Origin of the sequence: Ramlibacter sp., assembly GCF_050250995.1 — a bacterium.
Taxonomy (GTDB): domain Bacteria; phylum Pseudomonadota; class Gammaproteobacteria; order Burkholderiales; family Burkholderiaceae_C; genus Ramlibacter.
Genome location: NZ_JBFWNP010000005.1, coordinates 151697 through 165813, shown reverse-complemented (window position 1 = coordinate 165813; position 14117 = coordinate 151697). Strand labels below are relative to the sequence as shown.

Below are 14117 nucleotides of genomic sequence, written 5' to 3'. Positions count from 1 at the left end.
CTCGCGCCCCTTCGGCATCGGCGACGGCACGCGCGTTGGTCGATGGCGGCGCATCGGCAGTCCGACTCGGCGCCGCGGCGCCTCGGCCCGGCCGCTCCAGCGCGCGGGGCGTCGAAGCGATCGTCATGCCGCGCAGGACCGTGGCGCTCGATGTCATCGGACGAAGCCTCTCGGAGCGCGCCACCGCTGCACAAGGGTCTGCATCCACCGGGCGCAAGCCCGCGCGACTCGCCCGTGGCGAGGAGCCTCCCGCGGTTCGATCCGCACGGTCTTCGCGACGCGCTCGTTCAATTCCGCGATCAGCAGGCGCTGCAAGGCCACGGGTTGGCGCGTCGCGTCGAGCCCGAGCAGAATCTGCTCGACCGTGCGCCGCCTGGGCGCTTCGAGCAGCGCGAGCAGCTGCGAATGCCAGGGCCAGCGTTCGAGCTGAAGAAGGCGTGCGATGAGCATGGCCGGCTCACGCTGGAGCAGCGCCACGATAAGCTCCGGGTCGGCGGCGCGCAGCGATGCGCGGGCGTCGGATACGCCCCCTGTCGCGGCACGCGACGCCAGCGGTCCGCCATGCACGACGCTGTCGAGAAGGGTGCGATCCGCGGGAATGCCAAGTGCGCGCAACTCGTCGAGCAAGGGCGCCAGCTCGGCCCGGCGGCCCGGGGGCAGCTGCCCCAGCAGCCATTCGCGGTCCACCGGCTGAAGGGCGTGCAGCGCGAGCGCGGCATGACGAAGCGGCTGCGAGGCATCGGCGGATTCCGCCATCGCGATCTCGCCTTCCAGTCCCGCATCGTCGAAACGACCCGCTGCCGATCCGGGTGTTCTCATGGCCGCGTCTCCGGCGCGCGCTGCGCCTCGACCGCGAGCCACGCCTGCACGCGCCCCAGCGCCGCCTGTCGCTGCGCGTCCGTCAATGCGGGCGGCGCCGAATGCGCGAGCTGCCGCGCGCTGCCGCGACGGCCGAGAACGAGCACGAGCACCGCGAGCGCCACGCCCGCTGCGGCCAGCGCCGCATGCAGCGTATTCACCGGCAATACCGGCTCCACCACGGCCGGCGTCACCGCGGACGGCGCCTGCGTCGGCGCAAGCGCGAGCGGCAAGGCCTCGATGTTCGTCGCAACATCGGCGCCCGCGGGTGCCGCAAGAGGCGGGGTCGACGCCGCATGCACGACCACCGTGTCGCCCCGCTCGAACGACGCGCCCACGGCCGCGGCGAGCAGTACGCGGATCTGCTCCTGCTGCGCGGGCTCGAGCGATCGGCGGATGACGGCCACCGCCTGGATGCGGCGGATCGAACCGGGCTGGCTCACGACCTGTTCGACGCGGCGTCCAACCGCGTACTCGGTGTCGCGCTGCGAGCTCCCCGCGCGAGGCGCCGCGCCCTCCCCGGTGCGTCCCTCCGCCGCGCCCTCGCGCATCGTCTCGCGCTCCCGCACGACCACGCCGGTCGGCGCGAACCCGGGCCGGCCCGGCGGGGCGATGACGTCTTCAGTGGTGATCTGCGCGCGCTCGGCGTTCAGCACCACATCGACGCGCGTCATCGACTGGCCGGGGCCGAAGGTGCGCTCGAGAATTTCGTCGGCCTTGCGTGCGAGGTAGTGCTCGGTCTCCTTCTTGAGGTCGAGGCGGCCGGAGCCCGCGCCCTCGCCCGCGTCGCCGCCCGCATGGCGGCTGAGCGCCACGCCGTTCTGGTCGAGCAGCGTCACGTCTTCCGCGGCGATGCCGGCCACCGACGCGGACACGAGCCGCTGGATGCCCGTGACCTGCTCGGGGCGCAGCACCTGGCCCGGTTTGAGCGAAAGCGCGATCGACGCCTTGGCCTTGCTGCCCGCCTGCTTGAAGAGTCCCTGCTCGGGCAGCACCAGCAGCACCCGCGCATCGCGAACCTGCTGCAGCGACAGGATGGTGCGGGTGAGTTCGCCCTGCAGCGCGCGCTGGTAGTTGATCTTCTGCGCGAACTCGGTCATGCCGAAATCGCTGTTGTTGAAGAGCTCGAAGCCGACGGCGCCGTGCAGCGGAAAGTCCTTGCCCATCAGCTTGATGCGCGTCCCGTGCACCGCGTCCCGGTCTACGAGGATCGTTGTGCCGTCGTCGCCGACGCGGTAGGGTGTCTTCTGCTTGTCGAGCTCGGCGATCATCGCCGCAGCGTCCTGCGGCGCGAGATCGGCGAAGAGCACGCGGTAATCGGGCGCGAGCAGCCGCCAGCCGACGGCGGCCGTCGCGGCGGCGATGAGGAGCGCTCCGGCCACGAGGCCGATGCGGGCGCGCCTGCCGAGCGCGTTCCAGGAGGAGGTCGGGTTCACGTTCTCGCTCCCTGCGCTAGATCTGCATCTTCATGAGGTCCTGATAGGCCTCGAGCGCGCGGTTGCGCACCTGCATGAAGAGCTGGAAATCGAGGCGCGTCTCCTCCAGGTTCATCATCACCTGATGCAGGTTCGTGCCGTCGCCAACCGCGAGGCGCTGCAGTTGCACCTGCGACGAGATCAACCGATCGTTGAGCGTGTCGAGGCCGCTGCCGACGAGCCGGGCGAACTCGCCGGGCACGGCGGAGGATGCCGTGGACATCGGCACGGTTGCCGCGGTCGGTGCGGTCGGTGCGGCTGGCGCGACGAGGTCGTCATCCCTGCCGAACCCGCCGATCGCCGCGATCCCCTGAAACGCCTCGCCGTTCATGCGCCGCCTCCGATCTCGAGCGTCTTCAGGGCGAGTGCGCGCGTGGCGCTCGCCACGTACACGTTGGCCTCGTAGGAACGCATCGCGTTCATGAAGGTCAGCATCTCGCGCGCCGCATCCACGCGCGGCTGCCGAACGAATCCCGCCGCGTCGGCCGCAGGATGCCCAGGGTCCCACACGCTGCGCGTCGGCGCGTCGAGCGACACGACGGTCGCTTGCGGCACGTGCGCGGTCGCGCGCTGCTGCTCGCTGCGGCCGAGCGCCTGCGCAAAACTTTCGTCGCGCGTCGGCAGCGCCACGGACCGCAGCAGCACGGTGCGCGGCTGGTAGGTCGCGCCGTCCGGGCTGGCGACGGTGTTGGCATTGGCCATGTTCTGCGCCACGGCCTCGATGCGTGCGCGCTCCGCGCTCATTCCGGCTTCGCTGATGCGCAGCAGTTGCGTGTAATTCATGGTGGCGCCTCGGTTACTTGCGGCCGTCGCCGACGGCGGTCGAAAGGAGGGCATAGTGCTTCGCCAGCCCCTTCAACAGGGCCTGGAAGTGCACCGAGTTCTGCGCGAGCTGCGCAGCCTCGCCGTCGAGCTGGACCGCAAGCGGTTCGCCGTTCGGCGACGCGAGCGTGCGCAGCGCCGGCTGCACGCCCTGCAGCGACGCCGCATCGAGCCGGCCGATGCCCTGCAGCGCGCGGCGCGCGTCCTCGAGCTGGTCGTCGAAGCTCACCGCGGACGGCGCGTAGCCGGGGACGCTGGCGTTCGCGATGTTGGCGGCGATGGCCTGCTGCCGCATCGCCGCAGCGTCGAGCGCAAGGCCGAGCACGCTTGTGGTGATGGATTCGATGGAAGGGGTCATGAATGCTTTCTCACTGGACGACGAGTTCGGCGTGCAACGCGCCGGCCGCCTTCACGGCGCGCAGGATCGAGATCACGTCGCGCGTCGGCGTCTTGAGCTTGTGCAGCGACTGCACGAGATCGGCGACCGAGGTGCTGGTGGCGCGCAGGAAGCCCGGCCCGTGCGACTCCTCGACGTCGACCCGCGAGTTGGTGACGATGGCGGTGCGCACGCCGGGCCCGCCGTCGATGACGTTGAACGGCTGCGATGCGGTGTTCTGCGTCGCGATGTTGATCTTGAGGTCGCCATGCGAGATCGCGACGCGCGAGATTCGCACGTCGCCGCCCGCCACCACCGTGCCGGTGCGCTCGTTGACGACGACACGTGCACGGCGGTCGGGCTCGACGGTGACGTTCTCGATGCGCGCGAGCCAGTCGACCAGCCGGTCGTTGCGCTCCTGCGGCACCTGGATCTCGATGCCCGCTGCGTCGAGCGCGCGCGCGAGGCCGGCGCCGAGCTGGCGGTTGATCGCCGTCGCGACGCGATCGGCCGTGGTGTAGTCGGCCTCGGCGAGCACGAACGTGACCTTGCCGTCGGCGATCATGTTCGCCTTGGCACCGAGCTCGACGACCGCGCCGCCGGGCACGGAGCCGACCGTCGGATGATTCTTCTGCACGACGTTGCCATTGGCGTCGTAGCGATAGCCACCCACCGCGAGCGGCCCCTGCGCGAGCGCGTGGACGCGGCCGCCCGCCCCCTTGAGCGGCGTGAGCAGGAGGCTTCCCCCCACGAGACTCTTCGCGTCGCCCGCGGAGGCGACCGTGATGTCGAGCTTGTCGCCTTCGCGCGCGAATGCCGGCAGTGACGCCGTGACGAGCACGACGGCGACGTTGCGCGCCTGCACCTGTTCGGGCGGCACGCCGAGGTTGAACTGCGACAGCACGTTCGAGAGCGCCTGCCGCGTCGTGCGGTTCGTCGGCGAGTCGCCCGTGCCGGCGAGGCCGGTGACGATGCCATAGCCCACCAGCGCGTTGTCGCGCCAGCCGAGGAGGTTGCCGAGGTCCTTCACCCGCATCGGTTCGGCCTGCAGGGGCCAGGCGAGAGCCAGCAGGCAGAAAGCCAGGACGGCGCGAAACCTTGCCATCACAGCCCCAGCCAGTCCATCGCGCGGCGCCACAGGCTGCGCTTCTGCCGCTCGGTGAGTTCGCCTTCGCCGACGTAGGTAATGCGCGCGTCGGCGATGCGAGTGGACGCGACGACGTTGCCATCGTTCACGTCCTGCGGGCGGACACGGCCCTCCAGGCTCACGCGGTGCTCCTCGCCATTCACCGCGAGCACCTGCTCGCCCGCGATGCGCAAATCGCCGTTGGCCAGCACTTCGCGCACCGTCACTGTGACCGTCGCGAGCAGGCGGTTGCTGCGCTGCGTGCTGCCGCCGCCTTCGAACTCGCCATTGACGCTCGCGGCGAACCCGCGCTCGCGCGAGGGCAGCTGCGTCAGGCGCGCGCCGAGCGTGTTGCGCCGCTGCGTGGTGACGTCGGTGCTGCTGGTCGCCGTCGCGCTTTCCACGACCTGCACCGTCAGCGCATCGCCGGGCTGGTGGGCCTTGCGGTCGGCGGTGAGGGGTCGGAAAGTGTCTTCGCGGTAGAGGCTCTCGGCGTGCAGGGGCGTGGCGAAGGCCAGCGCCAGCGCCATCGACACGATGCGCACGGCGAGCGCCTTCACTGCGACACCTCGACCCGCCCGCGCGCGATGACGCGCGCCTGCACGGGGGCGAGCGCGGCGCCCGTCTTCACGCCGATCCATTCGCCGGCCCGGCCGGCCTGCAGCGCCTCGCCGCGCAATTCGAGCTCCATGCCCGAGGCGCGCAGCTGCACCGCGACGCCATCGCCGCGCGCGACCTCGGGTGCGGGCGCGAGCAACGATGAGGATGCGACGTCCGGCGCGGATGCGGCCGCGAGCGCTGAACCCGGGATCGCAACGGCCACCGGCTTCGACGCGGCCATGTCGCCGCCGCGAGGCGTGGCAGGCGCAACCGCACGCATCCCCTGCACGTCGAAGTGAAGCGGCACGCTGCGCACGTGCGCGCCGTCCACCCACGCATCGACCCAGACGGCGACGCGGCCCGGCGCCGGCGGCTGCGCGAGCGGGCGCACCTTCAGCGCGCCGCGCCCGGCGGGCAGCGCGAGATCGGGTGCTTCGCGCGCCAGCGTCAACTGCGCGTCGAACCCGCCGTGCATCAGGGCCTCCTGCAAGGCGTTGCGGGCCACGCGCGAGACCTCGTCGGCCGGAATTTCGCCCGCGCCGCGTGCCACGCGAACCTGCCGCGGCCCCTGCCATGCGATGGCGCCCGCGTCGACTCCCGCGCCCGCGCTCATGAGCCGGGCGAGTTCTTCGCGCGCGTAGCGCATCGCGCCGGAGGTCGCCGGCCGCAGCGGCAAGGCCAGCAGCCGTTTCAGCAGCGCCGGATCCTGCGTCGTGAGCGAAGCGACGTCGCCGAGCGTCACGTCGACACGGTTCGTGCGGATGCTGTCGTGCAGCCGAACTTCGACGGTTGGGTTCGCGCGAGCGCCGGCGTTGCCGCGCAGACCGGACGCCTGTGCGCTCGCCGGCATGGCGGCGGCCAGCAACATCCCCGTGGCCAGCGCCGCGGCCGAGCCCGGCCCCAGGCATCTGCGCACGGTCCACATGCTGCGTCGCATCGGCTACTTCCGCAGGGTGTTGATCATGCCGAGCATCTCGTCGGCGGCCTGCAGCACCTTGGTGTTGACCGCGTACGCGCGCTGCGCGGCCACGAGGCCGATCATCTCTTCCGTGAGCCGCACGTTCGACGCTTCGACCTTGCCCTGCACGACGCGCGTGGCATCGTCGACGCCGGGCCGCACCGGCACCGCGTCGCCCGAGGCCGCCGTCGCCCGGTACAGGCCATCGCCGGCCAGCTGCAGGGCGGTCGGATCGGCAAAGCGCACGAAGTCCAGAACGCCCGCTTCGACCGGCAGTCTGCGGCCGGGCTGCGAGAACGTGACCGCACCCTCAGGCGAGATCTTCACGTTCGAGGCGTCCGTGGGGATCGCGATGCCGGGCCGCAGCACTTCGCCGGTCGCCGTGGTCAACATCCCCTCCGTATTCACCTTGAGGTGGCCGCCGCGGCTGAACAGGCGCGCGGCGTCGGGACCCGAGACCTCGATGAATGCGCCGCCCTGCAAGGCGACGTCGAGCACGCCGCCCGTCTGCTGCAATTCGCCCGCGTCGAACAGACGCAGCACCTGCGCGATGCCGACGCCCGGGCCGGCGCGCATGACGCCCGATCCGATGGCCATGCCTGCGGATTCCGTCGCCGCCGCGCGCGCGGTTTCGCTCGCGACGAGATCGACGAAAGCGACCCGGCTCTTCTTGAAGCCGACCGTGCCGAGGTTGCTCAGGTTGTTCGCGATGACCTCGACGTGCAGCTGCTGCGCCTGCATGCCGGTGGCCGCGATGTGGAGTGCGTCGATCATGGGTTTCTTCGCCTTGCGTGTTCTCGTCGTCGAGCGGCTCAGGCCTCGGCCAGCTTGCGGACCGCGCCGCCGAGCATCTCGTCGTAGCCCTGCACGATGCGATGCATGCCCTCGAAGTGGCGCATCGTCTGCATGAGCTCGACCATTTCGCGCGCGGAATTCACGTTCGCGTTCTCCAGCGCGCCCTGCCGCATGCGGACCTCGGCGTCGCTCGCCGTGCCCGCGCGCGGATCGGGGCCGAACAGCGTCGAACCGAGGCGCGTGAGCTCCTGCGGTCGCTCGAAACCGACGACCTTGATGCGGCCGACCGAAACCGGCGGGGCGCCTTCGACGCGCACCTCGGTGACATGACCCGCGGCATCGATGGACGGTGCGCGCCCTTCAAGGCGGATTTCGCCGTCGCGGCCCATCACCGCATGTCCCTCGGCGGTCGCCAGCCGGCCTTGCGCATCGACGGCGAACCGCCCGCTGCGCGTGTACGCCGGTCCGTGCGGCGTCATCACTTCGAAGAAGCCGTCGCCGGTGAGCGCGAGGTCGAGGGGCTGGTTCGTGATCTGCAGGGTGCCCGCGCGCAAGTCGGACGCGATGCGAGGCGTCGGCGGCGGCCCACCCGCCGAATCGAAGGCCCGGGAAAAGCTGCCGCTCGCAAGCGCCTGACGCTTGTAGCCGGGCGTGGCGACGTTGCCGAGGTTGTGCGCAACCTGTTCGAGCCGCGCCATGTCGTGGTGCAGGCTCTTGAGCGCGATGGCGAGGACGGTGTCGGTCATGAGTGCAGGGATGTGGATGCGCGGCAACGCGCTACAGGGCTACCGTGCCCCAGGACTTGAGCTCGACGCTGTGCGGCACCTCGGCCATCGACAGCACGCGCAGGTGCGGCACGACGCGCTCGGACAGCGCGCGCACATGCCGGCGAAGCTCGGGCGAACACAGAAGCACCGGCAGCAGGTTGCTCTTCATCATGCGTTCGGCCTGCTGCGCCAGGCGCGGGATGAACTGCTCCACCAGCCGCGGGTCGAGTACCAGCATCGGGTTGGCCGGTGCCGGCGCGCCCCTTTCGGCGGCGGGCGCGCGTGCGGACTCGATGCCCTGCAGGAAGCGGCTCTCGATCGCGGGATCGAGCGTCATCACCTGCAGAGCGTTCAGCTCGCCCACCAGGCCGTGGCAGATCGCATGGCCCAGGCGCAGCCGCACGAGCTCGGTCAGCTCGCTCGTGTCCTTCGTGCGCCGGCCGGCGTCCGCCAGCGTCTCGAGGATGGCCTCGAGGTTGCGGATGGACACTTTCTCGCGCAGCAGGTTCTGCAGCACACGCTGCACGTCGGTGACGGAGAGGACGATGGGCACGAGCTCCTCGACCAGCGTGGGCTGGCGCTCGCGCACGCGGTCCAGGAGCTTGTCGGTTTCGGTGCGGGTGAGCAGCATCGCGGCCTCGCGCTTGAGCAGCTCGGTCAGATGCGTGAGGATCACCGTGGGCGCATCCACCAGCGTGTAGCGCGCGGCCGCCGCCAGCTCGCGGCGCTCGTCGTCGATCCAGACGGCCGGCAGCCCGTAGGTCGGGTCGCGCGTCGGCTCGCCTGGAATCGACTGCGTGTCGCCTGTCGGATGGATGGCGAGCGTGCGCCCCGCCTTCGCCTCCCCGCGCGCAACGAGCGCGCCTTCGAGATAGACCTCGTAGCGGTCGGGCGCGAGCTGCGGCGCTTCGCGAAAGCGCACCGCCGGCACGACCCAGCCGAGCTCCTGCGCATGCTGTCGCCGGAACGCGGCGATGCGCTCGATGAACGGCCCCTGCGCATCGGCGGCGTGCGCGCCCCAGGCGGAGCCCACGCAAATCTCGATGGGGTCGATGGCGAGCAATGCGTGCGCGTCGTCGGCCGCGGGCGCCTCGCCCGCCGCCGCGGCGTCCGGCGAGGCAAGGTCGCCCTGCGCGCCGGCCGCGCGACGCGCGAACCATGCCGCTGCGAGCACGAAGGCCGCGAGGGCGAGGGCGGGCAGCGTCGGGATGCCCGGCACGAGCATGAGGCAGCCGAGCGCCACCGCCACGAGCAGCAGCGTCTTGGGGAACGACGTGATCTGCCGCAGCACCTCCTGGCTCAGGTTGGTGTCGGACGCCGAACGCGTGACGATGATGCCGGTGCCCACCGCGATGACCAGCGCCGGCACCTGCGTCACGATGCCGTCCCCCACAGTGAGCAGCGTGTAGGTCTGCAACGCCTGGCCCCAGCCGAGGCCGTGCTGCATGACGCCGATCACGAGTCCGCCGATGCTGTTGACGAGCAGGATGACGATGCCGGCGATCGCATCGCCCTTGACGAACTTGCTCGCGCCATCCATCGCGCCATAGAAGGCGGCTTCCTTCTCGATGTTCTTGCGCCGCCGCTGCGCCTCGGCCTGGTCGATGAACCCCATGTTGAGGTCTGCATCGATGCTCATCTGCTGCCCCGGCATGCTGTCGAGGGTGAACCGCGCCGCGACTTCGGACACGCGCTGCGCGCCATTGGTCACCACCACGTACTGCACGACGATGAGGATCAGGAAGACGATGAGGCCGATGACGTAGTTGCCCGCGACCACGTACGAGCCGATGGCCGAGATGACCTTGCCGGCATCGGCATCCGAGAGGATCAGCCGCGTCGCCGCGACGTTGAGCGACAGCCGGAACAGTGTGGCGATCAGCAGCAGCGAGGGAAATGTCGAGAACTCGACCGGCCGCGCCATGTAGAACGTGAGAAGCAGGATCAGGAAGGCGAAGCTGAAGTTGGCGAGCAGCAGGAAGTCGAGCAGGCCCGAGGGGATGGGCGCAAACAGGACGACGAGGATGCCAAGCACCAGCGCCACGAGCGCGATGTCGCTGTGCCGCCCGAAGACACGCGCGACGGCGTTCATGCCGCGGCTCCCGCTTCGCGCGCGCGCTTCATCGCGAGCAGCCACACGACGATGCGCGCGACCTCTGCGAAGTACTGCGGCGGCAGCGCCTGCTCGATGCGCAGTTCGCGGTACAGACGACGCGCGAGCGGCGGGTTCTGCACGACCGGAATGCCATGCCGCGCGGCGATGTGGCGCATGGCCGCGGCCAGCAGGCCCGCGCCCTTGGCGACGACCTCCGGCGCGGCCATCGCGCCGTGCTCGTAGCGCAGCGCCACGGCCAGGTGCGTCGGGTTGGTGATGACCACATCGGACTTCGACGTGTTGCGCAGCGCCGCGCTGCGCTTGCGCAACTCGCGCCGCAACTCGCGCAGTCGGGCGCGCACGCGCGGGTCGCCTTCGCGGTGCTTGAGCTCGTCGGTGAGTTCCTTGCGGCTCATGCGCATCTGCTGCGCGAACTGACGGCGGGTGAACGCGAAGTCGACCGCCGCGATGATCCAGAGGACCAGCGCGAGCTTCAGGCCGAGCGAGGCGAAGTCGTCGAGCAAGGTGCGCAGAAGGCCGGCCGCGCCGAGGCTGGCGAGATGCGCGAAGCGCGAAGGCATGTCGCCGAGCACGAACGCGATGGCCGCGGAGAGCAGCGTCACCTTGAGCACGGTGCGCAGGCCGTTGAAGAGCGACTGCGTGCTCAGCAGGCGCTTCAGGCCCGCGCCCGGATCGAGCCGCGTGAAGTCGGGCTTCAGCGGATGCGCCGAGACGACCGGACCCGTCTGCACGAGGTTGCCCGCGACCGCCGCCACGACGACGCAGGCGAGAAACGGGGCGCCCAGCGCGAGCGAGGCCGCGATCCCGCGCTCGACCAGGGCCCAGAGGCCTTGCATGTCGGCGCGCATATGGCCGGCGGAGACGAGCAGCGCATGGTCGAAGGCGAACTGTTCGCGCCACGCGGGCCAGCCCTGCCACGCGAGGAACGCCATGGCCACCGTGATCACCGCGGCCGAGACGATGTCGCGGCTGCGCGCGACCTGCCCCCGCTCGCGCGCCTTCTGCAGTTTGTACGGCGTGGCCTCGTGGCTGCGATCGGCGTCCTGCTGCTGCGTCATCCCAGGGCCTCCGCATGGCGCGGCGGCGCGCTCGCCAGCACCTGCGACCAGGTGGCGTGGATCGTCTCGTAAATGCGCGCGAGCACGCCGCCCATCTGCGGCGCCCACAGCGCGAGCGCGAGCAGGCCGGCGACGATCTTCACCGGCATGCCGATCAGCAGCATGTTCATCTGCGGCAGGCTCTGCGCGACGATGCCCAGCGCAAGTTCGGTGAGCAGCACGAAGCAGACGACCGGCGCGGCGAGCGCGAGTCCCAGCGCGTACATGGCCGCCACCTGCTTCAGCAGCGGCGCAAGCGCCTGCGCGAGATTCATCGACTGGCCCGGCGGAAAGCGCTCGAAGCTCCACGCCAGCCCGCGCAGCACGACATGGTGGACGCTCAGCAGGAAGAACATAAGCACGGCCAGCTGGTCGAAGAGGGATGCGAACGCCGAGCTGCGCCCGCGCGTCGCGGGGTCGAACACCTGCACGAGGCCGAGCCCGATCTGCACGTCGAGCAGGCGGCCGGCGAAACCGCAGGCCGCGAACGCGAGCTGCACGCCCAGGCCGAGCGCGAGCCCGAGCGCCACCTCGGAGAAGGCCGCCGCGAACAGCAGCGAGATATCCCCCCGCACGCCCATGGAGGGCGCGGGCAGCGGCAGCGCGAGCGACAGCGCCACGGCGAGGCTGAAGACGAAGAGCACGCGCACCGTTGCCGGGATGGCCGCGTGGCTGAACGGGGGCGTGAGCACGAAGATCGCGCCGATGCGAAGCGTCACCAAGAAGACGGTGACCCACCAGCCTTCATGCGCGAACGGGACGAGATCGGACAGTTCCACGCGCGGCCCGGCTCAAAAGAGGGAAGGGATCGACGTCCACAGGCGCGTGGCGTACTGCATCAGCTCGCGCAGCATCCACCCGCCGAAGGCCAGGGTGACAAGTGCGGCCGTGACGAGCTTGGGGATGAAGGTGAGCGACGCGTCGTGGACCTGCGTCACCACCTGCAGCACGCTGACGACGAGGCCGACGAGGAGCGTGAGGCCGAGGATGGGCGCGCACAGCAGCAGCCCCGTCCAGAGCAGGGTGCTCAGCATGTGCAAGGCATGGTCGGGGTTCAAGGGCGATTTATATTTAGTGCAAAGGTGGACTATTGATTCGCGAATGATCACGAAACAAGAGCACTTAATGCACTTATTTGCGGAACGCGCGTAGTCTAATTGCTAGCTCAGCAGTTTCGCCGCATCCTGGCAAAATATTTGTACTTTTTTCCATGCGAACGTCTGGCCCGCAACGCATGGGGCACCGGCGAGTGGCCGGTTCGCGTTCAGGCAGGCGGCGCGGCGCCCGGGGTCCCCGACCCGCCCGGAAGCCAATCGCTCATGCGGCCGCCGAGCGGCGCGGGCCGTTGCGACAGCAGGCGTTGCGCGAGCGCCTGCAGGACCGCCGCGTCGCTCGCTTCGCCGGCAAGGATCGCGCGCGCGTAACGGCTTGCCAGGCAGTTGCGGTCGAGGCGTTCCGCGCGTTCGATGTGCTCGCCCGCGGCGACGGCAAGGCCGCGCACGGCACAGACGACGGCCAGCGCGCCGTGGGTCTCGGCGAACCCGCGATCGAGCGAGAGCGCCCGCTCGAAGCTCGCCTGCGCCGCCTCGGGCGACTGCAGCAGCAGCCGGCTCCAGCCGTGGCCGTGCCAGGTGCCGACGTGCATCGGCATGAGTGCGACGGCGCGCTCGAAGTCCGCCGCCGCGGCCTCGGGCGTGCCGGCGAGCAGCGCCGCGAACCCGCGGGCCGACCAGGCGCGGCCCTCGCGGCCATTCAGCGCGAGCGCGCGGTCGGCGAACGCGATGGCGGCGGCCGCGTCGCGCCGCGCGAGCGCCACCGTGGACTGCGCGACCCAGGCCTCGATGCATGGCTCCTCGGTACACACACCGAGCTCCGCCCATCGCTCGGCGCTGTCCAGGTCGCCGCAATCGATGGCCGCCAGCGCCGCGACGCCCGCGACGTCGTTGTTCAGCGCGTCCGTGTTCTCCAGGCCGCGCACCCATTCGCACGCCCGCTGCGCCATGCCCGCGCGATGCAGGGCGCGCACCCAGAGCAGTTGCGTGCGCAGGGAGGCCGCGGCTCGGCGAGGATTGCCTGCCACGATCGGCCTCAGCCTCGCCGAGGCGGCGAGGAAATCGCCCTCGCCGAAGTCCGCGGCCGCGAGGTCGTGCTCGATGGCGTCTTCGAGCGCGCTCCCCGGTTCGGCCAGGGCGCCGAGACGGCGCAGCACCGTGCGGGCTTCGTCGAAGTGCTTGCGGGCGAGGAGCAGGTCCACCTCGCGAAGCGCCCAGGCCGGATCGCCGGGCGACTTCCGCTGCGCATCGGCCAGATGGCTTTGCGCACGCTGCCATTCGCCGCAGCTCACGGCGAGCCGGAAGGCCTCCGCGCGCAGCGTCGGGTTGTCCGGATCGGCTTCCAGGAAGGACTCGAGCCGCGCGAGCCTTCGCAGCGCCTCATGCACCCGCCTGTCCGTCATCCTGATTCCTCACGCGCATTTTAGAGAACGAAAGTGTAATTCAGCCCGACAGCCCCTCGGGTGCAGAATGCGCGGATGCCGACCTCCGTCTACGACTTCGAAGCCCTCGCGATCGACGGCAACGCCATCGCCTTGCGACAGTTCGAGGGCAAGCCCCTCCTCATCGTGAACACCGCGAGCGCCTGCGGCTTCACGCCACAGTTCGCCGGCCTGCAGGAACTGCACGCGCGATACGGCGACAAGGGGCTGGTGGTGCTCGGCTTTCCGTGCAACCAGTTCGGCGCGCAGGACCCCGGCACGAACGACGAGATCGGCGGCTTCTGCCAGCGCAACTACGGCGTCGAGTTTCCGATGATGTCGAAGATCGACGTCAACGGCCCGCAGGCGCATCCGCTCTACAAATGGCTCACCTCCGAAGCGCCGGGCATCCTGGGCACCCAGGGCATCAAGTGGAATTTCACCAAGTTCCTCGTGGGCAGGGATGGGCGCACCATCAAGCGGTATGCGCCGCAGGATGCGCCCGCTTCCCTGGCCCGGGACATCGAGGCAGCGCTGGCGGCCTGACCGCGCGCGGAGGCTAGCCGCACGTCTATTTTCGTGCGCAGCCCTAAATTAAAGCCCCTGCCGTGCAGATTACTTGTACGTACGGCGCGCTGTTTCGCGCGCCACGTC

The 14117-nt window shown here is 70.5% G+C and carries 16 protein-coding genes; 1 reads left to right on the top strand and 15 read right to left on the bottom strand.

The features are described 5' to 3' along the window. Positions 1-153: 153 nt before the first annotated feature. The 15 genes from AB7E83_RS07155 to AB7E83_RS07085 form a co-directional block, all read right to left on the bottom strand. Positions 154-756: a hypothetical protein gene (locus tag AB7E83_RS07155; RefSeq protein ID WP_428567090.1), complete on the bottom strand. Its 603-nt coding sequence runs from the start codon at positions 754-756 to the stop codon at positions 154-156. Positions 757-815: 59 nt separating this feature from the next. Next, complete coding sequence (gene fliF / locus AB7E83_RS07150) at positions 816-2294, bottom strand: flagellar basal-body MS-ring/collar protein FliF (protein ID WP_428567088.1); 1479 nt, start codon at positions 2292-2294, stop codon at positions 816-818. 16 nt (positions 2295-2310) lie between these two features. Continuing rightward, positions 2311-2664 carry a flagellar hook-basal body complex protein FliE gene (gene fliE, locus AB7E83_RS07145; protein WP_428567085.1) on the bottom strand — a complete coding sequence of 118 codons (354 nt, stop codon included), beginning with the start codon at positions 2662-2664 and terminating at the stop codon, positions 2311-2313. After that, positions 2661-3116, bottom strand: a complete 456-nt coding sequence (gene flgC / locus AB7E83_RS07140) for a flagellar basal body rod protein FlgC (protein ID WP_428567082.1) — start codon at positions 3114-3116, stop codon at positions 2661-2663. Before flgC ends, fliE begins: the two co-directional genes overlap by 4 nt. Before the next feature lie 13 nt (positions 3117-3129). After that, positions 3130-3513 carry a flagellar basal body rod protein FlgB gene (gene flgB / locus AB7E83_RS07135; protein ID WP_428567079.1) on the bottom strand — a complete coding sequence of 128 codons (384 nt, stop codon included), beginning with the start codon at positions 3511-3513 and terminating at the stop codon, positions 3130-3132. 10 nt (positions 3514-3523) lie between these two features. After that, positions 3524-4636 carry a flagellar basal body P-ring protein FlgI gene (locus AB7E83_RS07130; RefSeq protein WP_428567076.1) on the bottom strand — a complete coding sequence of 371 codons (1113 nt, stop codon included), beginning with the start codon at positions 4634-4636 and terminating at the stop codon, positions 3524-3526. Continuing rightward, on the bottom strand, positions 4636-5217 hold the full coding sequence (locus AB7E83_RS07125) for a flagellar basal body L-ring protein FlgH (protein ID WP_428567073.1): 582 nt from the start codon (positions 5215-5217) through the stop codon (positions 4636-4638). Before AB7E83_RS07125 ends, AB7E83_RS07130 begins: the two co-directional genes overlap by 1 nt. Next, the gene (locus AB7E83_RS07120; protein WP_428567070.1) at positions 5214-6194 is read right to left on the bottom strand and encodes a flagella basal body P-ring formation protein FlgA; all 981 of its coding nucleotides are present in this window, start codon (positions 6192-6194) and stop codon (positions 5214-5216) included. The genes AB7E83_RS07125 and AB7E83_RS07120 overlap by 4 nt, the downstream gene beginning before the upstream one ends. Before the next feature lie 3 nt (positions 6195-6197). Beyond that, positions 6198-6989 carry a flagellar hook-basal body protein gene (locus tag AB7E83_RS07115; RefSeq protein ID WP_428567067.1) on the bottom strand — a complete coding sequence of 264 codons (792 nt, stop codon included), beginning with the start codon at positions 6987-6989 and terminating at the stop codon, positions 6198-6200. Positions 6990-7027: 38 nt separating this feature from the next. Further along, positions 7028-7756: a flagellar hook-basal body protein gene (locus AB7E83_RS07110; protein WP_428567065.1), complete on the bottom strand. Its 729-nt coding sequence runs from the start codon at positions 7754-7756 to the stop codon at positions 7028-7030. 31 nt (positions 7757-7787) lie between these two features. Beyond that, positions 7788-9869 carry a flagellar biosynthesis protein FlhA gene (locus AB7E83_RS07105; protein WP_428567063.1) on the bottom strand — a complete coding sequence of 694 codons (2082 nt, stop codon included), beginning with the start codon at positions 9867-9869 and terminating at the stop codon, positions 7788-7790. Next, complete coding sequence (locus AB7E83_RS07100) at positions 9866-10951, bottom strand: EscU/YscU/HrcU family type III secretion system export apparatus switch protein (protein ID WP_428567060.1); 1086 nt, start codon at positions 10949-10951, stop codon at positions 9866-9868. The genes AB7E83_RS07105 and AB7E83_RS07100 overlap by 4 nt, the downstream gene beginning before the upstream one ends. Beyond that, a complete protein-coding gene (gene fliR / locus AB7E83_RS07095) occupies positions 10948-11769 on the bottom strand; it encodes a flagellar biosynthetic protein FliR (RefSeq protein WP_428567057.1) in 822 nt (273 codons plus the stop codon). Before fliR ends, AB7E83_RS07100 begins: the two co-directional genes overlap by 4 nt. A 12-nt stretch (positions 11770-11781) precedes the next feature. Then, positions 11782-12048, bottom strand: coding sequence for a flagellar biosynthetic protein FliQ (locus AB7E83_RS07090; protein ID WP_428567054.1), 267 nt, complete (start codon positions 12046-12048; stop codon positions 11782-11784). Positions 12049-12254: 206 nt separating this feature from the next. After that, on the bottom strand, positions 12255-13445 hold the full coding sequence (locus tag AB7E83_RS07085; RefSeq protein ID WP_428567051.1) for a tetratricopeptide repeat protein: 1191 nt from the start codon (positions 13443-13445) through the stop codon (positions 12255-12257). Between the two features lie 75 nt (positions 13446-13520). On the opposite strand from AB7E83_RS07085, the gene AB7E83_RS07080 reads away from it, so the two are divergent. Continuing rightward, positions 13521-14009: a glutathione peroxidase gene (locus AB7E83_RS07080; protein WP_428567049.1), complete on the top strand. Its 489-nt coding sequence runs from the start codon at positions 13521-13523 to the stop codon at positions 14007-14009. Positions 14010-14117 lie beyond the last annotated feature (108 nt).